23 protein-coding genes and 1 tRNA gene are annotated in these 25,187 nt (G+C 46.8%); 16 read left to right on the forward strand and 8 right to left on the reverse strand.

Annotation, left to right across the window (positions count from 1 at the left end; genetic code table 11):
* Positions 1 to 73: 73 nt before the first annotated feature.
* Positions 74 to 523: a bacteriohemerythrin gene (locus HZU75_RS14465; RefSeq protein ID WP_180306710.1), complete on the forward strand. Its 450-nt coding sequence runs from the start codon at positions 74 to 76 to the stop codon at positions 521 to 523.
* Between the two features lie 24 nt (positions 524 to 547).
* Here the strand turns inward: HZU75_RS14465 and HZU75_RS14470 are convergent, their stop codons facing one another.
* Positions 548 to 1,489 (reverse strand): NAD-dependent epimerase/dehydratase family protein, encoded by a 942-nt coding sequence (locus HZU75_RS14470; protein ID WP_228028086.1) that lies wholly within the window; start codon positions 1,487 to 1,489, stop codon positions 548 to 550.
* A gap of 19 nt (positions 1,490 to 1,508) precedes the next feature.
* On the opposite strand from HZU75_RS14470, the gene HZU75_RS14475 reads away from it, so the two are divergent.
* The 5 genes from HZU75_RS14475 (at position 1,509) to HZU75_RS14495 (ending at position 6,000) form a co-directional block, all read left to right on the forward strand.
* Positions 1,509 to 2,531 (forward strand): CDP-6-deoxy-delta-3,4-glucoseen reductase, encoded by a 1,023-nt coding sequence (locus HZU75_RS14475; protein WP_180306712.1) that lies wholly within the window; start codon positions 1,509 to 1,511, stop codon positions 2,529 to 2,531.
* Between the two features lie 52 nt (positions 2,532 to 2,583).
* Positions 2,584 to 2,659, forward strand: a tRNA-Thr gene (locus HZU75_RS14480).
* A 275-nt stretch (positions 2,660 to 2,934) separates the two neighbouring features.
* Positions 2,935 to 4,011, forward strand: coding sequence for a tyrosine-type recombinase/integrase (locus HZU75_RS14485; protein WP_180306713.1), 1,077 nt, complete (start codon positions 2,935 to 2,937; stop codon positions 4,009 to 4,011).
* A gap of 152 nt (positions 4,012 to 4,163) precedes the next feature.
* The gene (locus tag HZU75_RS14490) at positions 4,164 to 4,427 is read left to right on the forward strand and encodes a hypothetical protein (protein ID WP_180306714.1); all 264 of its coding nucleotides are present in this window, start codon (positions 4,164 to 4,166) and stop codon (positions 4,425 to 4,427) included.
* Positions 4,428 to 4,821: 394 nt separating this feature from the next.
* A complete protein-coding gene (locus HZU75_RS14495; protein WP_180306715.1) occupies positions 4,822 to 6,000 on the forward strand; it encodes a hypothetical protein in 1,179 nt (392 codons plus the stop codon).
* 44 nt (positions 6,001 to 6,044) lie between these two features.
* Here HZU75_RS14495 and HZU75_RS14500 read toward each other — a convergent pair whose 3' ends face one another.
* The 6 genes from HZU75_RS14500 to HZU75_RS14525 form a co-directional block, all read right to left on the reverse strand.
* Entirely contained in the window at positions 6,045 to 6,878 is an 834-nt protein-coding gene (locus HZU75_RS14500) for a transcriptional regulator domain-containing protein (protein ID WP_180306716.1), read from the reverse strand.
* Between the two features lie 101 nt (positions 6,879 to 6,979).
* Positions 6,980 to 7,618 carry a hypothetical protein gene (locus HZU75_RS14505; RefSeq protein WP_180306717.1) on the reverse strand — a complete coding sequence of 213 codons (639 nt, stop codon included), beginning with the start codon at positions 7,616 to 7,618 and terminating at the stop codon, positions 6,980 to 6,982.
* A 2-nt stretch (positions 7,619 to 7,620) separates the two neighbouring features.
* A complete protein-coding gene (locus HZU75_RS14510) occupies positions 7,621 to 7,908 on the reverse strand; it encodes a hypothetical protein (RefSeq protein WP_180306718.1) in 288 nt (95 codons plus the stop codon).
* A gap of 126 nt (positions 7,909 to 8,034) precedes the next feature.
* On the reverse strand, positions 8,035 to 8,376 hold the full coding sequence (locus HZU75_RS14515) for a hypothetical protein (RefSeq protein ID WP_180306719.1): 342 nt from the start codon (positions 8,374 to 8,376) through the stop codon (positions 8,035 to 8,037).
* Positions 8,377 to 8,405: 29 nt separating this feature from the next.
* Positions 8,406 to 8,996 (reverse strand): hypothetical protein, encoded by a 591-nt coding sequence (locus HZU75_RS14520; protein WP_180306720.1) that lies wholly within the window; start codon positions 8,994 to 8,996, stop codon positions 8,406 to 8,408.
* Positions 8,997 to 9,035: 39 nt separating this feature from the next.
* Positions 9,036 to 9,833 carry a PDDEXK-like family protein gene (locus HZU75_RS14525; RefSeq protein WP_180306721.1) on the reverse strand — a complete coding sequence of 266 codons (798 nt, stop codon included), beginning with the start codon at positions 9,831 to 9,833 and terminating at the stop codon, positions 9,036 to 9,038.
* Between the two features lie 124 nt (positions 9,834 to 9,957).
* On the opposite strand from HZU75_RS14525, the gene HZU75_RS14530 reads away from it, so the two are divergent.
* From HZU75_RS14530 to HZU75_RS14575, 10 genes are all read left to right on the forward strand, one after another.
* Positions 9,958 to 10,200 carry a helix-turn-helix domain-containing protein gene (locus HZU75_RS14530; RefSeq protein WP_180306722.1) on the forward strand — a complete coding sequence of 81 codons (243 nt, stop codon included), beginning with the start codon at positions 9,958 to 9,960 and terminating at the stop codon, positions 10,198 to 10,200.
* 264 nt (positions 10,201 to 10,464) lie between these two features.
* Positions 10,465 to 12,837 carry a type I restriction-modification system subunit M gene (locus HZU75_RS14535; protein ID WP_180306723.1) on the forward strand — a complete coding sequence of 791 codons (2,373 nt, stop codon included), beginning with the start codon at positions 10,465 to 10,467 and terminating at the stop codon, positions 12,835 to 12,837.
* The gene (locus tag HZU75_RS14540; protein ID WP_180306724.1) at positions 12,830 to 13,867 is read left to right on the forward strand and encodes a virulence RhuM family protein; all 1,038 of its coding nucleotides are present in this window, start codon (positions 12,830 to 12,832) and stop codon (positions 13,865 to 13,867) included. Before HZU75_RS14535 ends, HZU75_RS14540 begins: the two co-directional genes overlap by 8 nt.
* Before the next feature lie 91 nt (positions 13,868 to 13,958).
* Positions 13,959 to 15,251 (forward strand): restriction endonuclease subunit S, encoded by a 1,293-nt coding sequence (locus HZU75_RS14545; protein ID WP_180306725.1) that lies wholly within the window; start codon positions 13,959 to 13,961, stop codon positions 15,249 to 15,251.
* Between the two features lie 4 nt (positions 15,252 to 15,255).
* Positions 15,256 to 15,696 carry a type VII toxin-antitoxin system MntA family adenylyltransferase antitoxin gene (gene mntA, locus HZU75_RS14550; RefSeq protein WP_228028087.1) on the forward strand — a complete coding sequence of 147 codons (441 nt, stop codon included), beginning with the start codon at positions 15,256 to 15,258 and terminating at the stop codon, positions 15,694 to 15,696.
* On the forward strand, positions 15,686 to 16,105 hold the full coding sequence (gene hepT / locus HZU75_RS14555; RefSeq protein ID WP_180306726.1) for a type VII toxin-antitoxin system HepT family RNase toxin: 420 nt from the start codon (positions 15,686 to 15,688) through the stop codon (positions 16,103 to 16,105). The genes mntA and hepT overlap by 11 nt, the downstream gene beginning before the upstream one ends.
* Positions 16,106 to 16,338: 233 nt before the next feature.
* A complete protein-coding gene (locus tag HZU75_RS14560; RefSeq protein ID WP_180306727.1) occupies positions 16,339 to 17,562 on the forward strand; it encodes an MBL fold metallo-hydrolase in 1,224 nt (407 codons plus the stop codon).
* A 3-nt stretch (positions 17,563 to 17,565) separates the two neighbouring features.
* Positions 17,566 to 20,604: a type I restriction endonuclease subunit R gene (locus tag HZU75_RS14565; protein WP_180306728.1), complete on the forward strand. Its 3,039-nt coding sequence runs from the start codon at positions 17,566 to 17,568 to the stop codon at positions 20,602 to 20,604.
* Positions 20,605 to 20,643: 39 nt separating this feature from the next.
* On the forward strand, positions 20,644 to 21,726 hold the full coding sequence (locus HZU75_RS14570; protein WP_180306729.1) for a DUF4297 domain-containing protein: 1,083 nt from the start codon (positions 20,644 to 20,646) through the stop codon (positions 21,724 to 21,726).
* Between the two features lie 51 nt (positions 21,727 to 21,777).
* The gene (locus HZU75_RS14575; RefSeq protein ID WP_180306730.1) at positions 21,778 to 23,535 is read left to right on the forward strand and encodes a hypothetical protein; all 1,758 of its coding nucleotides are present in this window, start codon (positions 21,778 to 21,780) and stop codon (positions 23,533 to 23,535) included.
* 747 nt (positions 23,536 to 24,282) lie between these two features.
* Here the strand turns inward: HZU75_RS14575 and HZU75_RS14580 are convergent.
* A complete protein-coding gene (locus HZU75_RS14580; RefSeq protein WP_180306731.1) occupies positions 24,283 to 25,125 on the reverse strand; it encodes a DNA/RNA non-specific endonuclease in 843 nt (280 codons plus the stop codon).
* Positions 25,126 to 25,187: the final 62 nt, after the last annotated feature.

The following is a 25,187-nucleotide window of genomic DNA, read 5'->3' on the forward strand; positions in this document are numbered from 1 at the left end:
AAAATGATGCTCGGTGCTCTGGGCAGTATGCAGGCTAGACAATAGCCAGCGTTGACTGGCAAGGAGTATTCACATGAGCCTGCTTATCGAGTGGAATGAATCATTATCGGTCGGGATTCAAGAGATCGACGAACAGCACAAAGTGCTGGTCAATCTACTGAATGAATTGCACGACGCAATTCGCCATCACCATGGCCGCGATGCCTCGATTGCCGTGCTGCAGCGGCTGGCTGACTACACCCGCATTCACTTCACAGTGGAAGAGAGCCTGATGCGTATTTTGGGCTATCCCGAATACGACACACATAAAGCGCACCATGAAGACCTGATCAGTCAGATGCAAGACTTGCAGGCGCGTATGAACAATGGCGAGTCAATTTCGTTTGAATTGCTGCACTTTTTGCGCAACTGGCTAACCAACCACATCATGGAAGGCGACCAGCGCTACGTAGAGCATTTCCTATCGCGTGGTGCGCAAAAAAGCTGGCACAAGAAAAGCTGGTTGGAGCGCTTTTGGTCTTAAATAGGTATATGGCTACAGATCAATCTAGTATTTGTTTGTAGCAATATACCTTCCTTTGTTGGCATGAAAAAACGCCTCGGTTGTCGGATATTGCAACCGCCAGCGCAATTCACTTTTGGTGCGCTGATTACTCAGCCGCCGCGACTCATTCATATATGACCACATGGTCGGAGAGAGCCGACTTTGTGCTTCTTGGCGACTGAGTTTGGGTACGCGGGGCAGGGTGGTGAAGTCGGAAACCTGGTCAAACCACTCGCTCATCGTGTGCGGCGCGTCGTCGACAATATTGTAGCTACGCTGCGGCAGGCCGCGAAATAGCGTCAAGCAGACCGCATGCGCCAGATCATTGGCATGAATATGATTACTCACGCTATCTTCGCTGGCGATGATGCCCGGCTCGCCCCGCGCAATACGCGCGGTGGGCAGTCGATCGAGTGCATAGATGCCCGGCGCGCGCAAAAGACACACGCGGCGCGTCGCTGATCGACTCTGTGCCCAGTGTCGCAGCTGATGTTCCGCGCTGATGCGGCGCAGGGCGCGGCCGGTGGTGGCTAGCTGCGGCGAGGTTTCGTCAATCCACGCACCGCCATGGTCGCCGTAAACCCCGCTGGTGCTGATATAGACGATGCGGCGCTGTGCTAAAATCCCGTTTTGCGGTTCGCGCGCGCCAGAGCGTCTGCGTGGTGTGCGGGCAAGTGCGGCCAGCAGGCGGCGAGTACGCAGGTCAGCTTCGCCTTCGCCCGGCGGCGTGCTGTGGATGATCGTATCAGCCAGACCCGCCAGGCGCGCTAAAGACTGGCGCTGATCCAGATCGGCGATGATCGGGTGGATACCTAGGGTATGTAGCTGCTGCGCTTTATCGGCGCTGCGTGCAGTGGCATACACCTGAAAGCGCTGGCGTAGCCACGGCAAAGCGCGCTGCACCACATCACCGCAACCTATAATTAACAAGCGTTTTTTTCGCACAAGTCGGAAATCCAAAAGAATGAGCAAGCAACTTATCATTGAACCTTCAGGTCAGCAACTGAGCGTGTTTGACGGTGAAACCCTGCTAGATGCAGCGATGCGCGAGGGCTTTAATATGCCCTATGGCTGCAAAAACGGCTCATGCGGCGCGTGCAAAGGTAAAGTGCTCAGCGGCGAAGTGGCGCATGGCGATCATTCGCCAACGGTGCTGACCAGCGAAGAAATTGAAAAAGGCATGTCGCTATTCTGTTGCGCAACGCCAGTGAGCGACAGCGTCAGCATCGAATGCCGCGAAGTGGCGGCGACCAAAGACATCCAAATTAAAACGCTACCGACCCGCATCGAGAAAATCGACAAGGTGTCACGCGACGTAGCCGTGCTCACACTAAAGCTACCATCGACCGAGCGGCTGCAGTTTCTGGCTGGCCAATACATCGACATCCACACCAAAACCGGCAATAAACGCAGCTTCTCGATTGCCAACGCGCCGCATCAGGAAGGCTATCTCGAATTGCACATCCGCCATGTGCCGGGCGGTGAGTTTTCTGGCTATGTGTGGGAGACGATGAAAGAGCGCGAGATTTTCCGCTTCACCGGCCCGCTGGGCAGCTTCTTTTTGCGCGAAGACTCAGATAAACCGATTATTTTCATCGCCACCGGCACCGGTTTTGCGCCAATCAAAGGCATTATCGAACACGCGCTGCACCACAACACGCAGCGCGAAATGGTGCTGTACTGGGGCTGCCGCTCGCTCGATGATTTGTACATGCCTGCTGTGCCATCGCAATGGCAGCAGCAATACCCCAATTTCACCTTTATTCCGGTGCTCTCCGAGCCTAAGCCGCAACACCAATGGCAAGGCCGCACCGGCTTGGTTCACGAGGCCGTCTTGGCCGATTTTGCCAATCTGGCGCACTACCAAGTCTACGCCTGCGGTGCACCCGTGATGGTTGAAGCGGCAGTGAAAGGCTGCATCGCCCAAGGGCTGCCAGCGGAAGAATTTTATTCAGACGCATTTTTTAGTAGTCATGCAACTAAATAAACGGTTTTTTGCTTGCGGAAAAATAAATATGGTGTAAAATGCGCAGCTCTTAGCCGATGTAGCTCAGTTGGTAGAGCACCTGACTTGTAATCAGGGGGTCGCGAGTTCGATTCCTGCCGTCGGCACCAAGAATATCAAAGGGTTAGCAAGCAATTGCTAACCCTTTGTCATTTGCGCAACGCACTCCCAACGCACTTCGCCGCAACACACCACCACAAACCCCAACACTTGCACCGATAAAGTTCATCCGCTGCCGCTGATTGAAATGCGCTTTGTTGCGACTTCGCGACAGCGTTTTTTATTGCCAGTTTTGGGCGGTTATTGGCATTTTTGCTGCCCCATCAAGCACTTGTAAGTGCGTCTATCCAATTGGTTTAATCCGAGAATCAGGAGTTTAGACGCTATGGCAAACATTCAACGACGTACCACTGCAAGTGGAGAAACACGTTATCAGGTCTGCATCCGCCTTAAAGGATTTGCACCTCAAACATCCACGTTTGATCGACTGACCGACGCCAAACGATGGGCGGCCAAAATTGAGACTGAAATGCGCGAGGGTCGCTTTTTCCAAGCTAATGCACGCCCTAAGCATAAGGTTTCTGATGCAATTGATCGCTATCAGCGAGAAATACTGCCGAACAAGAGTTCATCAACAATTCGGGATCAGTCGCAGCAACTGGAGTGGTGGCGTAAAGAAATAGGAACTCTGCATTTGCACGATTTAACGCCTGCGGTAATTGCAGGGTGCAAAACCAAGCTTGCAGCAACACCCATGCCGCCACGTGGTAAAGCCGTCAATATCGAACCTGTGTATCGCTCTGCAAGTACGGTCACCGCATATCTGCGCGTGATGTCACACCTATGCTCAACTGCGGAAAGAGAATGGGAGTGGCTAGAACGCAATCCTGTGATGGCCGTTAAAAAGCCTAAACTCAATAATGCACGCAGCCGTTTTCTGAGCGATGAAGAGCGCGCTCGCTTATTGCAAGAATGCAAAAACTTTCCTGATTTGTATTTGGCCGTAGTGTTGGCTCTTAGTACGGGAGCGCGCAAGAATGAAATTTGGGATTTGCGCTGGCATCAGATCGATCTGGATCGACAGTCCATCACCTTGCATCTGACCAAGAATAAAGAAATTCGTGTCGTACCTGTCGTGGGTGAGGCACTGGCGATCTTGCGAGAACGTCAGGCATTGCGCCCTCGTCCGAATGACCATCTTTTTCCCGGCAAGGTCGAAGGGAAATCCTTTGATTTTCGCAAGCAGTGGGAGCATTGCATCGCGGCTGCGCAATTGCACAATTTTCGCTACCACGACTTGCGCCACACTGCTGCCAGCTACTTAGCAATGAGTGGCGCAACCTTGCCTGAACTGGCGGAAATCCTAGGGCATAAGACATTGCAGATGGTGAAACGCTACGCCCACTTTACCCCTGACCACAAGAAAAGTGTGGTGGAGCGCATGGTTAGCGCATATTTGTAGCAAGGCTAGATATTCAGATTTATTTTTCGTAACTTCATGATTCTTTTGCGGAAAACATTTTCAGATTTGTTCGCCGATGCCTTTTTTCAAACCCTGCGATTAAATGCAGTTGTCGGCAGCGACAGTTACTTACCAATGAAAAGAGGCTATCTATGACTACAAATCGTTCTTCCTTTTCCACTAAAGCACCAAGACAGTTGTTCACTGTGAAGCAGTTTGCTGAGCGCTATCCCGCATGGAGTGAACAGGCGCTCCGCTGGTTAATCTTCAATGCAAAAGATCGAATGCTTGCCAAAGAAATGCAGCGAGGCAACGGTTTGGAGTGTGCCATTTTGCGCCAAGGTCGCAAGGTCTTGATCGATGAAGATCTGTTTCTGCAGTGGCTAGAAAACAGCAATCAAGCCTCTGTGCAGTGAAACTGTAAACGTGATGCTCGATGTATAAGTTACGTAAATCGAATTAACCCTAAAACTCATGTTAATGCTGTTTGAAGCCTTCGTGCGTGTGTTTGAAGGCTTCAACTAGCGGCTAGACGCAAAAGTGGTCATTCACGATAAATGCCGTGCAGCTTTTATAAGTTACGTACAGTTGCATGGTCAAAAACGCTGAGTTTCATTAGAACAGCGCCTCTGGGTGCATATTCAGCGCAACTGAGCCTATTTGACTACTCTGATTGTGTGTTGAGTAACGCTATTACATAGCATAACTCACCATCACATAGTCAACAGTAGTAAGGGCATGGTGATCAGCCATTGTGGACTAGCCATCAGCATTTCATGGACATAGTAATTTGGTATATGAGGATTCAACATGTCCACCAATGCAAAGCGCAGTACAACCCCAAGGAAAAATAAGCTTCCAACATCAAAACCAAGCCGCAGGGAAATTGATGATGAAATCGATGATCTTGGAAATGATCCCCGACCAACCAAATCAGTACCATCCAAAGCGAAGCCAGCGGCAAAGAACCTGCGAGCTAAAATGCGTAGCAGATGTAGCATTGATAAGATTCGCTTGGCGTTTCCTATTGGAGAAAGTGATGTTGAGGTGTTGGCTGCCAATCTGGAAAGCCATATGGTTGCCCTTAAGGAAGATGGCATCAGCGAACGTAAGAGCAGCACAGGAGAGGCATACAAGCAAAAGTACTGGCTAGAAAGTGATGGCGGCAGGATATGGTTACTTGCTCACCCGAAGAGTGATACAGCCAAATATTTCCTAGAAATAGATTTTAGTTTTGGCAAGGCCGATGCAAGTGGCGAAGGTATCAAGCTGATCCGCGGGATTATCGATGCCACCTATTACGAGCATGCCGCAGATGCGCTAGCTGGTGCGATGATCTTGAACATGGAATTGGCAGTTGATATAGATCGGCCATTTTCAAGCCTGTTGTTTGCCTGCAAGAGCAAGCATGCTTTTGAGGTCTGGGGAAAGGAAATGTCCGCAAACGCAGAAACTATTCAGTTTGGGTCAAGGGCTTCCGAGCGTTATTTTAGTGTTTACGATCTGCAAGCAGCAGAACTGGATGATCTAGCTTATCCAGATTTTTTGCAGTACCGTAAAAATAAGCAGCTCCCCGCAGATTTTGACGATTACTACCCTAAGGCTCGAAAAGGCAAGCCTATGGCTCAGAGAATTAAAGTATCTGCAGACAAAACTATGCCCGAAAGTATTCGAATTGAATGTAGATATACACGCCCAAATCAGCCGCTCAGTGAAGTTGACTCTCTGGCGATGGAAAAATTCTCTGCAATTCAGATTTATGATATGGGGAATTTTGAAAGGCTTTGCGCAACGTTGGAGCAAAAATTGTTCCTTGAGTTGGCTAAGTGTATGGGGGTCTCTGCTGTAATGTCTAAGCTTGTGCGAAAAGATAAAGAGCGCTATCAACGCTTGTTGGATCAAGCAAAATTCAAAGAGTGGGAGCAAATCAATATTGCAAAGGATATGGCTAAAGCCCTGCGCGAACTACGATTAGCATTTACTCAATGATCACAAGCAGGCCAAGGGTTATCTTGGCCTACCACATTTAAGCGCTATGCTGGATTATTGTAGCGTTCCGCTTGAAGCCTTTTTCTCTCCAAATTTTCCTCAATTTTTGGCGTGCTCGAAGCGATATACAAGTAATCTTTGGTGCAATTTTGGGCTAATTCGTGCATATCGTAGATATATTTGCCGTCATATCCACCCGTCATTGATGAATCCGGAACTTTGATCAAATAGTTATGGATATCTTCTGGTGTGAGCTTGTTTTTATCTTGCCCCCAGAATAGGTCGAGAACGCATAGATACGTGAGAAATTTCAGTGATGTTTTTCTGGATGTATTGGGTAGCTTCTCGACACCATGATAAAGCTTTGCCAACTCAACGAGTTTCGATTGTGCCTCAACGATTTGGCGCTGAATTGAGCCTCCTGAAGTGACCGCAAATTCAAGATCGATTACCACAGCGACTTGCCCTTTCCTAAGCTTCACATTTTCTAAGTAACGTGTCTCATGATGGCCGAGCGAGCTTTCGCCGATAATGCGCAGGGAATTGGTTCTAAAGCGCGGCTTGGGACTAGTCTTGTAGCTATCGCGATAGTCTTTATAGCTATACAGGCCATATTTTTCGGCAATACTGTCCTCTGACACATCGGGGGCATCTTCTCGCAGCTTCGTGCAGTCTGCACGAAAATCATCGTTTCGACGCAAAAACTCCCATGCCCAGCGATGTCCAGTCCATTTCTCATACCCCTCGTATCTTGTAAGGTCAATGCCATTGGGACGCGTACCATTGCGTTTGTCATGGACTGAGCGTTTAGGCGTGTTTTTGATGGTTAGTTTTCGCCCAAGTGAGTCTTTTGCTCTAAGGGGTTTCTTTTTTCGCATTGGGGTTTATTCGTAAGAATTTTGTCATGATGATAGCGAAGATAAGCTTGAACGCTGATGAATACCAAGTGCCAGAATCACGACTGTAGCATTCGCGAAACTCAATCGTGTTCGAGCTGAATGCGAAGTAATGCGCTTGCCTTAGCCTGCCAGACTTTCCCATTATTCATGTGGTAGCTACTGATCTTGCCCTTGGCCGTTTTGAGTTTGCCGCTGAAGAGTTGATTGCCTAGTGGCGGGGTATATGGATCAATGGTCAACCAGCTCGTGCTGCCATCTGCCTCAATTTCCTGACCAACCACTAGAAGCCAATGATCTAAATTTGCGCGCCAATTGAAGATATTAAGGATGTACACATCGTGGGCTTGATAGTTACTGGCTAGGTATTGATTAACTTTCGTGCTCGTTTCGTCGATGGCCGTGAGCGTGATTTTATCTTCGAGTCCGGCAAATAAGCGGAGCAAACCCCGCGTGGGTGTGCCGTGTAACCAGTAGCTTTGTGCCATTAGCCAAGAATTAAACAGTGGGTGATATTCATCATCGCCACGCGACATGATAAGCAGTTGGCTGCGGCTGACTAGCTTGAGAATCATCATTGCCATATATACGCAATGCGGCCCACAAGCTTGGTCGAGCACGCTTTGTTGCAGATAAATCGGGCGTAGCTTGCCGCTACGGTTAATAGTTACACAAGGGCCGTGAGGCCCTGCAACTAGATTGGGATGTACAACCAGTGCCATGCTCAGTATTCCTCTGGCAAAAGCAAGGTCGTGACGCTGCGATCAGCTTCGGTAATGATCCAAATGCGCTCGCCAGTCGTGAGCGGATAGTTCGACAAAATGCGCCAGCCACATTCAACGGCTTGCTGATTACTCTCCCAATCCTCTGGCGGTAAATCGCCCCAATCGCCTGTTTGATGACGGCGTAACAGTGCAAGTGCGTTGATGGCAGCTTCATCGAGTGCAGCTAATGCACCAGGAGTTGCCACGGTTTGTCCTAATGAAAACAATGCATGGGAAAGTCGAGTCATTTTCTTTTCTCCAAATAAAAGAGCGCCCTGCAAATTATTTGCAGGGCGCTCATGATTAAAACAAATAAAATAGTTGCAATTGGCCGATATATCAGCTTTGCATTTTTATATTATTGGAATTTATATTTATTTGTCAAATTTTTGGTTTTTGCATGTTTTGCTTTGAATTGCGGCGTTTCTCCTAATTTTGCTTAGATTCTCGTCGCATGGAATAATGTTTATTTTTAATTCGCCAAACTTTTCTTTGATTTGAACTATTCTTGGTAATGACGATGTTTTGCTTGTGTCTTGGATGCTTAATAAGTATTTTTCTATTTCAGCGCAAGTTTGATCTACAAGTGGAAGCCATTCTTCTGGCCAATGAACTCCATTCATAAACTGCGTATCCTCGGCATCATGATTTCTGAAGCTGAGAGGGTATTTGGCAAACAATTCCTGATAAATGAAGAATAATTTATCGTTGCTCATAGATTGCCTTTTGCTGAAATAGAATTTAGCTAGACTGTTGGTGCGTTTTTTATAATGGCGTCAAAATGCTTCAATGATTGTTTGATGGTATCAAACGCATCGCTAATAGGTTGCAAAGCTTCGGCGTAATCATCATTACGATAGGCATCTGCAAGCTTTTCGGTTTTGAGTAGTACAGGAAGGAAGAACTCACCTTTGCCACTTAAATCTTGAAAACCTAATTCTTCCAGCGCTGATACAGGTTTGGGTGTTTTATTTTTCCACGATTGCACGTAATTTCGCCAGTTTGAGCCTCCAAAATAGCGCGAATCAATATTGAATTGAAAGCCTGCTCTTGCTCCTGCAAGCCCACACAATGCGGCGAGGAAGTAATTGTCACTATCCTCACTCACGTCTACGAGATCAAGGCTCGCAATTGGACGGTACTTGCTGTCTGGCTCTGCAGTATTCCAGCTCGCTAGTGCTAACCACAATTCTGGCTCAGCATCTTCATATCCACCAATCCAATTTTCTTCGGCGTAATCGCTAAAAACTTCGGCAATTGCTGCATGTACCTCAGGATATATTTCATTCTCGAACAGTTTGACGGTGTCATTCAAAATTTTTAGCTGGGATAGCATGATTGCCCCAGCTTCGCGTGAATCACTCATAAAATGCCTCTAAAAGGTGCGGATATATGACAGAAAGCAGTTGATGCTTTCGCGAGTTAAGATTTCTTGCTTGTCGGGGTTGGTTCTTTGCGCTGTATGCTGCTTGAGCGCACTGCTTAGCCATTGAGCAACTTGCAGCCAAGAAACGCTGTGAATCTTGTGAGCATAATTGCCTGCCGTTTTGGGCATGCTGCGCTTAGTGGTAAGAAATAAGATTGCCCAAGGGCGAGATGCTGCACGCTGTTCGCAGAGCGCTCCGTAACGACTGAGCTGGTCTATGCCTTCTGCCGCATCAATTTTTACTTCAATCAGCAGGTAAAAATGGTCGGCGTCAATTTCAATATCAACGCGATTGCTGCGATCCCCATCGGGATTGCTCTCTGTTCTTACCGAACAGCGGCTTGATGTATTTAGCGCCTCTGATAAGCCAAGCTCAGGTATACCGCGCACTAATGCGCACAGTGCTAGTTTGCCTAAACCATGATTCCCATTTGGATTGAGCAACCATGCGAGGACGGCAGAATTTCTCACTTCATCACGCTTGATGTTGGCGATGATCCATGGGTTAAATCCTAATCCACCTTGTTTTGCTCGAATTAGTGGCTGCTTTATGTGCTCAAGCCAATCCTGCAATTGAGTTGGATTGACTTGGGTAACTGGCGAAATTGATTGGCTTTTTGGTAATAACGGCGCGATTTGTTGAAAGAAGAGTAACAACTTGGCAGCCATCGTATCTGCAACAGGCTTGCCCAATTGAAGTGCCTTTTGGCTTTCTAGAAATTGCGTCAATTCTTGGGTATTCAGCATTGCTTTTTGTACGCCACAGTTTTATTTCAAATGCCCTTCATGGCTGGCACAGCGATTATCTACATAATTTTGTAGATTATATTCCGTAGACCATCAGTCTCTATTGCAGCGACGATGTGGCGCTATGAATCAGTTCGACCAATTGCGCCAGAACTTAGGAACGAACGTCAAAGCAGTACGCAAAGAGCGCAAGCGCTCGCAAGAGCAGCTTGCTTTCGATGCCGATATTGACCGAACCTACGTGTCGCAGATTGAACGCGGTGTGAGCAATCCTTCGCTGCAGGTACTCTGCAAAATTGCCGAGTCTCTGGATACTGACGTTCTATCCCTTCTGGCCTCGCCACCCGAAGAAGCTTCTGCTCGCTAATCGCAACAGAGCTATCCAGTGCATGCTACATAGGATGAGACTGTCAGTCACATTTTGCGAGGTGTAGGCTCTGCAAAATGCACAATAAGTGGGGCAAGGTGTGTTTGCTGGTTTGCATATGAAACGCTCATTCAGCGCATTGTTTGGCTGTATAAAAAGCTTTTCAATTGCCTGTTTGCAACTGACTCCCCCCTTCAGACCGAGTATCATTAGCGCTTCCGTTGGTGCAATACCAACTCAGTTTTTTGCAGAAAAGAAGAGCGCATGGATCACTCCGCACATAACAAGATTGTTTCCTTCATTTGGTCGATTGCCGACGATTGCCTACGCGATGTTTTTGTCCGTGGCAAATACCGCGATGTCATCTTGCCGATGTTTGTATTGCGGCGCTTGGATTGTTTGCTGGAGCCCACCAAAGCAGTAGTACTTGAAGAAGTGCGTTTTCAGCGTGAAGACGCAGGTATGGCCGATCTTGATCCGCATGGCTTGCAAGACGCTTCGGGCTACGTGTTTTATAACACCTCGCCCTTCACGCTAAAGACATTGCTGGGTAATCATTCGCAACTTGAAGCCAATCTCAAATACTACCTTGATGGTTTTTCCGACAACGTAAAGGAAATCATCGAGAAATTTGATTTGCGCAATCAGATTCGCAAAATGGCGCAATCTGATGTGCTGCATGACGTGATTGAAAAATTTGTATCGGATGAAATCAATCTCAGCCCTGATGACCGCAAAGGCGTGGATGGCCGCACGCAAGTTGGTTTATCCAATCTCGGCATGGGTTATGTATTTGAAGAGCTGATTCGCAAATTCAACGAAGAAAATAATGAAGAAGCGGGTGAACACTTTACCCCGCGTGAAGTGATTAAGCTGATGACCAATTTGGTCTTCATTCCCGTCAAAGATCAACTGCCTAATCCGCTGACGATTTACGACCCTGCGTGTGGCAGTGGCGGCATGTTGACCGAATCGCAAGATTTCATCACCGACCCCGAAGGCGAGATTAAAGCCAAAGTCGGTGTGTTTTTGTACGGTAAAGAAGTAAACCCAGAAACCTATGCGATTTGTAAGTCCGACATGATGATCAAGGGGAATGACCCTGAAAACATCCTGTTTGGCTCAACGCTGGCGACGGATGATTTTTCAGGCAAGCGCTTTGACTTCATGCTCACCAATCCACCCTACGGCAAAAGCTGGAAGAGTGATCAAAAAAGCATTGTTGAAGGCAAAGATGTGCTCGACCCGCGTTTTCAGGTCAACCTTGGCAACTACACCGAAGAAGAGCACGATTTTTACCCTGCCATCCCACGCTCATCAGATGGCCAATTGCTATTTCTAATGGAAATGGTCGGCAAAATGAAACGCCTTGCCGATTCACCCATCGGCTCACGCATTGCCTCGGTTCACAATGGCTCGGCCTTATTCACGGGTGATGCTGGCAGCGGCGAAAGCAATATTCGCCGCCACATCCTTGAAAATGATATGCTCGAAGCCATCATCCAGTTGCCCAACAATCTGTTCTACAACACGGGCATTACCACTTATGTCTGGTTGCTCTCGAACGCCAAAAAAGCCTCACGCCGTGGCAAGGTGCAATTGATCGACGCATCTAATCTGTATCAGAAACTGCGTAAAAACTTGGGCGAGAAAAACTGCGAGTTTTCAGAAGAACATTTGCAGCAAATCACTCAGCTCTATCAAGACATGCCCAATGATGGCATTTCCAAGGTCTTTGAGAACCGCGACTTCGGCTATTACAAAGTTACGGTAGAGCGCCCATTACGCTTGGCAGCGCAATTTACCCCCGAGCGGATTGCGACACTGCGCTACACACCTGGCATGCAAGACATTATGGAATGGGTGTATGCCAAGTATGGCGATGCGGTATATAGCAACGATTTGCAATCAGGCCTGAAATCTCACGCCGAAGCGATTGAAGACCATATCGAGCGCGAAGAAATGGCCTTGTCGCCCAAAAATCGCAAAGAGCTACTCAATGTCGCAACATGGCTAGCACAGCGGGAAATCATGCAGTACGCACAGCAATTGGCTGATGCCATTGGCGATGCCGAATACCTTGATTTCAACCAATTCGAGATTACCTTTGACCAAACCGCTAAGGGTTTGAGCTTGAAGCTGGCTAGCAATGAGAAAAAGCAAATTATCAATGCGATTACGTGGCGTGATGAGCGTGCCGCCAAGGTAATCAAAAAAGTCCACAAGCTCAATGCTGCCAAGCAGCAAGAGCTGCTTGCAGAGTTGGCAACCACGGCAGATAAACTCGCCGATTATGGCTACTGGCCAACCGAAAAATCCAGCGAATACATCGAATACGAAACCGATAGCGAGTTGCGCGACACTGAAAACGTGCCGCTGGATCGGGATAAAACCCGTCATGCTCACGACGTGATTCACGCTTACTTCATTGAGGAAGTACGTCCACACGTTGACGAGGCATGGCTAGCGATTGATAAAACCGTGATCGGCTATGAGATCAGCTTCAATAAATACTTCTACCAGCACAAACCGCTGCGTAGCCTTGCCGATGTCACGCAAGAAATTCTCGACTTAGAAAAAGAAACCGATGGCTTGCTCAAAGCCTTAGTCAGCTTTGTAGGGGCGCAGCATGGTTGATTTAACGATCTTGCCACCTGAAGGCGAGTTTCTGCTCTACACCACTGAAGATGGTGAAACTCGGCTTGAAGTTCGGCTTAATGGTGAAACGGTTTGGCTGAATCAAGCGCAAATGGCTGAGCTATTTCAGACCAGTAAACAAAACGTTGGGCAGCATATTCGCAATGTGTTTAATGAGGGTGAATTGCAGTCTGATTCAGTAGTAAAGGATTTCTTTACAACTGCTAGTGACGGCAAGAACTACAGTACACGGCACTACAACCTCGACGTCATCATCTCTGTTGGCTATCGCGTCAAGTCGCAGCGCGGTACGCAATTTCGCATCTGGGCAACCCAGCGCTTGCGCGAATACCTGATCAAAGGTTTTGCGATGGACGACGAGCGCCTAAAGCAAAACGGCGGTGGCAATTACTTTGATGAGTTGCTGCAACGCATTCGGGATATTCGCTCCAGCGAGAAAGTGTTCTGGCGCAAAGTGCTCGACATTTACGCCACCAGCATCGACTACGAGGGCGCGAGTGAACAATCCAAGCGTTTCTTTGCCACCGTGCAAAACAAAATGCACTGGGCGGCACACGGCCACACCGCATCCGAAGTGGTGTTTCAGCGTGCCGACGCCAGCTTGCCCAATATGGGCATGACCAGCTTTAGCGGCAATAAGCCGACCAAAACCGAGGCCAGTGTCGCCAAAAACTATCTAACCAGCGAAGAGCTGGATACGCTCAATCGCATCGTCAACTTGTACCTAGAGTTCGCCGAGCTGCAAGCCTTAAACCGTAAGCCGATGTATATGGCCGACTGGATACGCAAGCTCGACGACTTCTTGCGCGTTTCCGACCGCGATATTCTGCAAGGCGCGGGAAAAGTGTCGCATGAACAAGCGCTGCAAAAAGCCCAGATCGAATTCGATAAATACCGCCAAACCCTGCTCAACGCCAAAAGCCCCGTTGAGGTGCATTTTGACGCTGCAATCAAGCAGCTCAAAACGCTCGAACGTAGCGCCAGCAAGAAGAAGGAGCCAAAAGCATGATGGCGCAACCTTGGGATAAATTGAATGATGGGTATTGCCATGTAGCCATTTCAAATCAATGGCTGAAAGCCTATACCTATGGAGTGGCTTGATGTTGCGCTATGAACTTTATAAGCCGAGTGGTGTTGAGTGGCTGGGGGAGATTCCAAGCCATTGGGAAGTGGTACGGGCAAAAAGGATTTTTTGCGAAGTGTCTGAGAAGGGGCACCCCAATGCAGAACTTCTTTCAGTAACTCAAGATAAAGGCGTAATTCCACGCGATCAACTCGACCAGCGGGTTGTTATGCCTTTGGGGCAACTACAGACGTTCAAATTAGTACGCACTGATGATTTTGTTATTAGCTTGCGCTCTTTCCAAGGAGGCATTGAATATTCAGCCTATACAGGGCTTGTCAGTCCTGCATATACCGTATTACGCAAGCAACGTGATATTCATTCTGGATATTTAAAATATTTACTAAAAAGTACGGGATTTATCTCTGAGTTAAATACATCAGTCAAAGGTATTCGTCAGGGCAAAAACATTGATTTTGGTGAAATGTCATATTCATATTTGCCAATTCCGGCTGAAGATGAGCAAGAATTGATTGCTAACTTCCTCGACCAAAAAACCGCTGAAATCGACACGGCTATTGCCAAAAAACAGCGCTTGATTGAATTGCTGCAAGAGCAAAAAAACATCCTCATCAACCAAGCCGTCACCCGTAGCCTCAACCCCGACGTGCCGATGCGCGACAGTGGCGTGGAATGGATTGGTCAAATTCCAGCGCACTGGCAAACCGCACCACTCAAACATGTCTCTACAGTACAAAGTGGTGTGACTTTGGGCAAGAGCTATGCTCAAGTGAATAGCATTAAATCTTATCCTTACCTGCGAGTTGCCAATGTACAGGATGGCTTTTTGGATTTGTCAGATATTGCCGAAATTAAATTGCCAATTAGGCATGCAAAGAATTACTTTCTAAAAAAAGCAGACATTCTTGTAACTGAAGGTGGCGATATCGATAAACTTGGTAGAGGTGCTTGCTGGTATGGCGAAATCGATGAGTGTTTGCACCAAAATCACGTGTTTGCAATTCGAATAGTACGAGCTGTTCTCCCCGAGTTTGTTAGTCTTATTACGGGCGTTGAATATGCGCGGCGCTATTTTACAACCACAGCAAACAAGACCACTAATCTCGCATCAACTAATAAAACGAAACTAGGTAATTTACCTCTGCTTGTTCCACCTTTTGATGAACAGGAATCGATTTTGAGTCACTGCGAGGGCATTAATGCGCAATTCAAGAATTTAATTGGTGGCGTGAGCAATGAAATCGAGTCGTTGAAGGAAATGAAAAGCACACTGATTGCGTCAGTAGTCACAGGTAAGCTCAAGGTGTAATTGCATGCACTTAGAACACAATATGACGGATTCTTCCTCCATTATGCGGATTAGTGAATCCGCCATCCACCATTTACGCGCCAACATGGGCGTTGAAGTCATTGGCATTTACGCCTTCGGCAGCCGTGTTCAAGGCACTGCTAACGCCGACAGTGATTTGGATTTGGCAGTGCTGGTCGCGGGTTTCGCTGATCCATTGCTGTTGTGGCGCTTGGCGGGGGAATTGGCCGAGCTGGTCGGCTGTGCCGTGGATTTGCTCGATTTGCGCTCTGCAAGTACGGTGATGCAATACCAAGTACTGACTACAGGGCGGCGCTTGTGGGGCGTTGAGCCAGCGGCAGGTTTGTTTGAGTGTTATGTACTGAGCGAAAAAACCGCGCTAGATGCCGCTCGCAGCGGCGTGCTGGCCGATATTAGTCAAAACGGGAGCGTGTATGGCCGATGATGTGCTGATTAACAAGGCGGCAACGATTGAGCGCTGCGTGGCAAGAGCGCGTGAGGAATACGCCGCCGCCAGTGATTTTGCGACTGATTTTACCCGCCAAGATGCGGCGATATTGAATATTCAACGCGCCTGCGAAGCCGCACTGGATATGGGGCACCACCTGATACGTCGCGAGCGCCTCGGTGTACCGCAAAGCGCCCGCGATGTGTTCACGCTGCTGGCGCAGGCCGATTGGATCGCCAAGCCCTTGGCCGACGCACTCAAGCACATGGTCGGCTTTCGCAACATCGCCGTGCACGAATACCAAAGCCTGCTGCTACCCATTACAGTGAGCGTGATTACCGAGCATTTGGATGAATTTCTCGATTACAGCGCGGCGATTTTAAAGCGCGATGGCACTCGGCCTTAAGTCAAAGTAGTGCTATCGCACAACTGATGAATTTTCTTTTGGCTGCTTACAAATTCTGATGGTGGAAAGACAGTATTCGAGGTAAATTACTGGTTTAAGCTCCGTATGGTATTGCTAGTGTTCTCTAAATATTTGTAGAGATGGTGTTTTTTGTTCTCAATAAAGATCAGCTTAAAAATAACCGCAAGACCTACCTATCAAACCAAAGAATAGTAAAGTTAACTAAGGCGTATATGATTTCGTTTGAGCATGGACGACAGCAATGGCCAGTTGGTCATGGTTTTTTTCATTCGGCGAGCATTAATTTAGAAGGTGTGCTTTACCACTATGTTTATGACTGTGGTGCAAAAGGCCCGTTAACGACCGCATCAGTACTAATTGAAGATAAAATCGAACAATATCTTGAAACTAGGTATTCGTCAGATAAGGCGTTAGTCAAAGGTCAGATACCAGTCATCGATCTGCTGGTTATTTCACATTTTCATGCTGATCATGTTAATGGAATTCCTAAACTCTTAGAAAAATTTCATGTTAGAAAAGTTGTCCTTCCGTTTCTTGAGGAGGACTTTAAACTTTTGATGCTTATTCAATTGGCAGAAGAAGATTTCGACACTAAGGTACAGTTCTCTGATTTAATTCAAGATCCGCAAAAATGGTTTACTAGCCGGGGGGCAGATACTGAGGTCGTATTTATTCGTACTGATGAATCTACTACTGATATAAATTTACCGCCTTCTGAGAGTGGTATTGTTATTTATGATAGCCACAATAAAGTCTCGGGTATCTATGCATCATCTAAGCTAGCTTGGGAATTTAAATTCTACGTTCAAAAAGATGCTGTAATTGCGGGAAATTTTGTAAATAAATTGATTGCTGATTTAAAACTGTCGGATAAATCGGATTTGCTAGATTATTTAAATAAGATTGACGGATCTAGCTGGGGGTTATTGCAGAAATTTTATAGAGATGAGTTCAAAAAAAATCCTAACTCAATTTCGCTATGCATGTATTCTGCCCCTGTGAATGAATATTGGATCCGTAGACTTACATTTTTTGAATCTGGATTTTTTAATCTGAAGAGCTGCTGGAGATGTTTTGATCTTCAGCATAACCGAATTGGATGGCTCGGTACTGGTGATGCCGAGTTAAAAAATGAGCCTAAAAGCAAGAAGTTTGACGATTTCAAAAAACACTATGGCACCCTTTTGGATAATGTAGATACATTGACTATTCCACATCATGGATCAATTGAAAATTTCGAAGACGATTTGGGAAGAATTGGATATATTCATGTCATTACTGCGCCAGCAGTTGATCCTAAAAAAGCAAGTAAAATTAAACATCCTGCGACATCAGTTCTGATGAGTTTGATATCAAAAAGCTCTCATATTTCGATTGTAACGTCAGAGTCACACACAGCTTTGTTGCAACATATCTCAGGTGAGCTGGAGCTTTAATTTATGGTCAGCCAAACCAACGAAGCCGCACTTGAAAGTCATCTGGAAAATGCCTTAGCCAAAGACGGCTGGCGTATTGGTCAAGCAGCCGATTTTAATCGTGAGTTTGCGATTGATGATGCGCTATTTTGGGCGTTTCTTGAGTCCACGCAGCCGCAGGAGCTGGCTAAATTAAAAGATCGCCCAAACTGGCAGCGCTTGGTGCTGGAGCGGCTGAATAAGAAAATCCGCAAAGACAGCGTACTGGCCGTGTTGAAAAAAGGGCTGGATATTGATGATGCCCACCTCACGTTGCTGTACCGCTTGCCCTACAACGAGCTGAACCCCGAAGTGGTGAGCAACTTTGCCGCGAATATCTTTAGTGTGACGCGGCAAGTGCATTACAGCGAAACCGATACCTTTAAATCGGTAGACATGGTGCTGTTTATCAATGGTTTGGCGCTTGCCACCTTGGAGCTGAAAAATCCGTGGACGGGGCAAAATGTCCACCATGCGATTAAGCAATACCGTACTGATCGTGATCCGAAAGAGCCTTTGTTTGAGTTTGGCCGCTGCTTGGTGCATTTCGCGCTAGACCCTGATGAGGCGTATATGTGCGCCCATTTGGCTGGCAATGACAGCAACTTTTTGCCATTCAATAAAGGGCATAACTTTGGCAAGGGTAATCCACCCAATTTGGGTGCAACGCCAGTCGCTAAAGGCATTGTTGCGGAGCCTCGTGCTAGTTATGACGTGCTGCCTGCGAATACAGGTAGCTATAAAACGGCCTATGTGTGGCAAGAAATCCTACAGCGGCATTCCATCACCAATATCATCGAGCAGTTTGCCAAGCACACAGTTGAGAAAGACAAAAAAACGGGCAAAGAGCGTAAAGCGCTATTTTTCCCGCGCTATCACCAGCTTGATGTGGTACGCCGTCTATTGAATGATTGCAAAACACGCGGGGTTGGTCAGACCTACTTGATTCAGCATTCTGCTGGCTCGGGCAAATCGAATTCTATTACTTGGCTGGCGTATCAGCTTGTTGAGCTGTATGACATTCACGGCGTGGAAAACCTGTTTGATTCGGTGGTAGTGGTTACAGATCGGCGCGTGCTCGATTCGCAGCTTAAAGACAATATCAAGCTGTTCTCTGAAACCAAGAACATTGTGGCGCACTGCGAAAGCGCGGCTGAACTCAAGTCACACTTGGAGCTGGGCAAGAAAATCATCATCACCACTGTGCAAAAATTCCCCTTCATCGTGGATGGCATTGATGACCTGACCGAGCGCAACTTTGCCGTGATCATCGACGAAGCCCATTCTTCGCAATCGGGCAGTGCTTCTGACAAGCTGAATATGACGTTGGGCGCGGACGATGAGGAAGTGCCTGAAGACCTGCAAGACAAAATTCTGGCCGCAATGAAAGGCCGCAAGATGAGTAGCAATGCCAGCTACTTTGCCTTTACTGCTACCCCAAAGCCAGCGACCTTGGAAAAATTCGGTCGGCAAGCGGCTGATGGCAAGTTTTACCCATTCCATTTGTATTCGATGAAGCAGGCGATTGAGGAGAAATTTATCCTCGATGTGCTCGAAAAGTACACCACCTATAAAAGCTATTACGAGCTGCAAAAATCGGTAGAAGATAACCCGCTGTTTGATACCGCCAAAGCACAGAAGAAACTGAAAGCCTTTGTTGAAGCCAGCCCTGAGAGCATTACAGTGAAAGCCCAGATCATGGCCGATCACTTTATGAGCAAGGTTTGGCAGGCTAAAAAGCTTAAAGGCAAGGCCAAGGCAATGGTGGTGACGCGCAATATCGAGTGTGCGATCCGCTATTTCTTTGCCATCCGTGCCGAGCTGCAAGCGCAAAACGCACCATTTAAAGCGCTGGTGGCTTTCTCTGGAGAAAAAGAAGTCGATGGCATCAAATACACCGAAGATTCGCTGAACGGCATTGCGGCACGCGATTTGCCTGAAGAGTTTGAAAAAGACGACTACAAAATTCTGGTGGTCGCCAACAAGTATCTGACTGGTTTCGACGAACCCAAGCTGCATACCATGTACGTGGATAAGAAGCTGCAAAGTGTGTTGGCAGTGCAGGCTTTGTCACGCTTGAACCGATGCAATTGGAAGCTAGGCAAGACTGATACATTTGTGCTCGATTTTTATAACTCGGTCGATGAAATCAAAAAGGCTTTTGACCCGTTCTACACCTCAACCACGCTCAGTGAGCCGACAGATGTGAACGTACTGCATGATTTGAAAGATGCGCTCGATGATGTCGGTATTTATGACTGGGCAGAGGTCGAAAACTTCAATGAAAAGTTTTTCGCCAGCGCGGAAGCAGAAGAGCTACACCCGATCATTGATGCGGTCGTCGAACGTTTTGATACGGATTTGGATGATGAGCAGCGCATCGACTTCAAGATCAAAGCCAAGCAATTTGTGAAAATCTACGCGCAAGTCGCCGCAATCATCCCGTTCAACAATGTGAAATGGGAGATGCTGCATTGGTTCTTGAAATTCCTGATACCGAAGCTGAAAGTCAAAGACCCATCGCAAGATGCGCTCGATGAATTGCTCAACAGCATCGACTTGAGTACCTACGGGCTGGAACGCTCGAAACTAGATGCCAAAATTGGCCTAGACGACACTGAGGCCGAGTTAGACCCGCAGAACCCGAATTTGCGTGGTGTGCATACTGAAGGCGAGCAAAAAGACCCGTTGGATGTGATTATCAAAGCCTTCAACGAGCGCCATTTCGCAGGCTGGGAAGCGACACCCGAAGAGCAGCGCGTAAAGTTCATCAACATCGCCAAGCATGTTATTGGCCACGCCGATTACAAAGCTCAAGTTGAAGACAACCCCGACAACCAAAACCGCCAGCTTGCGCTGGAAAAGTTAATTCAACATGCAATCAGCATTGAGCGACGCAGAGAACTTGATCTGTACAAACGCTACGCCTCAGACCCTGATTTTAAGCGAGCGTTTGATGCGAGTATTTTTAGAATGCTTTCGTCAAAAGACATTGGCTCTCAACTGGGACGGGGCGCAAAGTGATATTCATTCGTCTTTGTAATGTTTTTCTGCGGGGATTAAATGGCATTTCTCGACACACTGAATGACTCGCTTACCAAAGAGCGAGGAGGAAGACATGGCGGTAAAGGCCATGAATTTCAGCGCTATTGGGCGTTGTGTCACCTCCTTCAAATTGATCTTCAGCATGATGATTACTTGATCCTTTTGGAGTTTATCGAGGATGTTGCCGTTTTAAATAGTGAGGTTACTCCTGATCAGATGACGCTTTTCCAGCTAAAGAAAAAGGAAGGAAGCGCTACAAAATGGACAAAAACCACCTTGGCGAAGCCGCCCAAAGACGGTAAATCGATACTTGCAAAGCTCCATGAATCCAAATCGATTGCGAAAGACGAAACTGCTGCTATTTCTTTTGTAAGTAATGCACCTGTAGAACTAAAGCTTGAAACTGGCGATGATTCAACCGCGTTTTCTGAGCTTTCTGCTAGCCAAATTGACCCTAAGCTGCTTGCCGAGCTAAAAACTTCGGTTGCGGCTGAGATAGGGTGTGATGTTGGAGAGGTTGATTTTGCTAATTTGAAATTCATTCGAAGTCCATTGGCGATGGATGACCTAGAAAGCCATACCATGGGCAGAGTTGCAACTTATCTTGCAGATAAATTTCCAGACCACTCCCCCCGTGCAGATATACTTTGCAAAGCCGTTTATTCCGAACTCAAAGTTAAGGCTACATCTACAGAAGAAGCGGCATCTTTTGCAGACCTAAAAAGAATTAGAGGCATATCAAAGACTCAGTTTTCAGCCATGGTTGCACTCACGTTATCTCGCAAGTCCGATAGCGATGTAATTGATGGTTTTTTAGCTGGCCTCACTCAGGAAAATGTCCCGTACGTGCAAAGGGAATTAATCAGGCGAGCAGCACGTCAGTTTATTGTAGAGAAAGCAGGCAGGGGAAATGCCCTGCTATCTTTGCTACAAAATAATGTTGAAAAGCTTCTTCAGCAATTGCCAGATAATTTAGTCACATCTTGGGATGTCGCCAATTGGCTTGTTGATCAAATTTCGACTCAAAATACGGCTACTGATTTCTCGATCCTTGACCGTAATTACATGATTGCCGCAACCCTCTATTGGATGAGTCAATGAAAAATTTGGCCAATACGATTCAACTGGTAAGAAATTTAAGGAAAGGGAAACATGAGTCGTTTGCGATTCAAAAAACTCTGGCTCGTATCCGAAGCAACACGAGCAGCACGGAAAATCGAACTTCACTCGGACAGAATACTATTGGTGGGCAGGAACCATACGGGCAAATCCACAGTAGTGAAGCATCTCTTCCGAACTTTGGGTTGTCAAACAAAGGGGAAAAGTGATCGGTGGGATAGTCTGGCTATTTCTGTGTTGGAGTTTGAATTAAACGGTAGGCCATACACGGCGTATCGCAAAGCAAATGTTTATGCTTTGCGGAGTGATGCTGATTTGCAGGTGCGTGTGACTACAAGTTACGCGGAGTGGACCGAAATGATGGCCAATTTATTTGATTTTCGGCTAATGCTCCCTACCCATCAGGATTCCCTTGCACAGGCTACACCCCCTTACCTTTTTCTTCCATATTATATGGATCAAGATAGTAGTTGGTCTAAGCAATGGGACTCATTCGACAAGTTGACTCAGTTTGCGAACTGGAAGAAACCAGTTTCTGCTTATGTGACAGGGCAACGCCCCAACGGTTATTACATTGCAAAGTTTGAGGAGTCGAAGGCAAAAGCTTCTCTGACTCAACTTAATCAAGAGCTTAGTGTTGTTAACTCCGCACTTTCACGGGTAAGAAAGACTTTGCCATCTCCAGTCATTCGTCTGGATCTAGCTGCGTTCAAACAAGAAATCAATGATTTACTACGTTCAACGAATATTCTTAAAACCGAACAAGACTCATTGAGGAAAAAAGCTTTTGAACATACAGCTCAACGAGAGTCATTGAACAGCCAAATTTCGATGGCGCGTGATGCTTTGCGCGAGATTGAAGGGGATTTGAAATATCTCACCGAATCAAAAACAGATTTAGCTATCATTTGTCCGACTTGCGGAACAAATCATGAAAGCGGATTCCCTGTTCGCTTGGAGTTGATTGATGATGCAGTCACTCTACGGAAAGTTATTTCTGAGCTTGAATTAGATCATCGAAAATGCCAAGAACAACTGGCTAATGTTTACGGCAAGATTAATAGAATTAAGCGGCAGATGTTGGATGTTGAAAAGACGTTGCAAACCAAAAAAGGCATGCTTCGCTTGAAAGATGTTGTTGATAGCCAAAGTTCGGAAGTAATCCGAAGTGCATTTACTAAGGATATTGATTCCATAAATCGCCAGCTAAAACTTCAGGAAAAGACAGCCTTTGAAGCAAAGTTCAAAGTCAGTCAGTTCGATCTTCCTGAAAGGACAAAGGCTATTAATGACTTCTACTCAGAGCGTATGGAGTTGTTTCTTAGTGAATTGGGTGTGCAAGATTTACGGGATGATGTCAAAAAGCGACCTGATGCGACTGTCTCGGTCAGTGGCAGTGCCATGCCAAGATCACTGCTTGCTTACCAGTTTGCTGTGCTGCATACGGCAAAAGAAAAAGGGGATGCAAAGCATTATCCTGTAGTTATTGATTCTCCAAATCAACAGGGGCAAGACGCTGAACACCTTAGACAGATGCTTAACTTCATTGTGAAGAGAACGCCGTCTGAGCAACAACTGATACTGGCAGTTGAAGATATGCCTAGCAATTTTTCTTTTGATGGTCAGCGGATTGATCTGACAACGCCTTTCGAGGTTCTCAAAGCAGAACAATATGATGAAGCTTGTGAAGAGTTACGTGATTTTGTTGCGGCAATTGAGATAGGTCTCGACCAGCGTCTGGCTAGCCAACGTATTGGATTGTTTGAAGCTGCGAGCGATTTAAGTGAGTGACATATTCCAGCAAAGTGATAGCTAATTAATTAGGTATCAACGAATGATTGACTATAAATTTTAATAATTTTTACCAATATTATGAGTCACGCTATACTAAGCCAACGCACTTACAACGCACTTGGGACAAATCAAGCGCAATAGCTGGCTACAATTGATGCTTTTATTGTCAGCTACGTTGGGCTTTAGGTGGTCGCTGGCGTGAGTGGAGTGTTGCTAATTGATTGAATATGAGCGAATTTTCTGAGTTAAGCCACGTTGGTTTGGAAATTCGTAAATAATTCAGATGCTTACGGCGGTTTACTTGGTAGTAAATGCTACTAACTTGTAATCAGGGGGTCGCGAGTTCGATTCCTGCCGTCGGCACCAAACAGAAGAAAAAAGCCCTTGATTTTCAAGGGCTTTTTTCTTTTCTGGCACAATAGCCCCCACATTTCTACCCCACATCTCAATAGCTCGTCCGACAACTATTTTTTGAAATCCATCGCCTTATAATGAAATTATAAACTCTTTTTGTTTATTTTTTTCAGGTTCACGGACATACAAAATTCTTGGCTACTAATAGACGTCTTTGTACGTTAATAGAACGTTTGTCGTACAAGTTTCAGTTATTCCGTTGGCAGTCTCGTCGTTTTTTCCTAGCAATTCCCTCTTCACCGCGCGCATCTGTCTGTACGTACGGGTTAGCCAATTAAGAATCGTCATCCAGTGTGCCTGTGATTTAGTCCGCGTGACGTTTACAAATTCTCACTCCGGGCTAGGCAAAAAATGGATCCCCGTACGCTCGACTAAGGTTTGATAACTAATCACACCATTCAGTTTTGCATCGTTTTTGTTCTCGACCCAGTACGCCCAAGATTTGCCTGCCGCTGGATCATAGACCAGCTTATACAGTGCACTGGGTACCCAGACGTTATTCACTGATGAGTCTGCAGATCGATGCCCTTCAAAGTACGGTCCAGTAATCACATACACATCACCTTTGGCTCGCATCGCATATTTCCGGACCGCTTTTTCAACCGACTTTGCCCAGACACCACGATTATTCTCAGGCGCTTGCGGCACCATATTCGCTAGTGAAAAGCTTTGCGCCATGGCTTCTGAGGTAGACATATCTGCGGCTGGTGCCATGTGTCCACGATCGTAACCTGATCCTTTATAGTCTTCGAGCGTTGCACGCTCTGCAAGCGGCAAACGTGCCTCAGCGTAGAAGCGATTGGTGCGTTGCTCATCCTGCGCATCTTGCAAACTAGCACGACTTAATCGTTCAGCGACGAAGAGGGGCGTGCGCGTGAGGCCAGAGTGATAGACCGCAAATCCAGACATACATAGTGCTCTAGGTTTCCATTGCGCTGCGTTGATTACGGTCGGTGGCGTATTGTTATAGAAGAATTGCGGGCATTCCTTAAATGCACCGGCATCAGCACGTGTGGAATTAGTGCTTGCTGGATTGGGGTTCAGATTCGGTATTGCATGCTGAAGTTGTGTGATTGAACCTAGCAATTGTTGGGTGATGTGACGACCTTCTGCATTGAAATGAAGAAAGCTGGCAGTCGCTAATGCGACAGAGATAACGAGAGGGAATTTCATACTGAGTCTTTATTTTTTGGCTGTGCAGAGTGTTTCGTATTGTGTTGCTACAAATGCAATGG

Source organism: Chitinibacter fontanus (assembly GCF_013423785.1).
Classification (GTDB): domain Bacteria; phylum Pseudomonadota; class Gammaproteobacteria; order Burkholderiales; family Chitinibacteraceae; genus Chitinibacter; species Chitinibacter fontanus.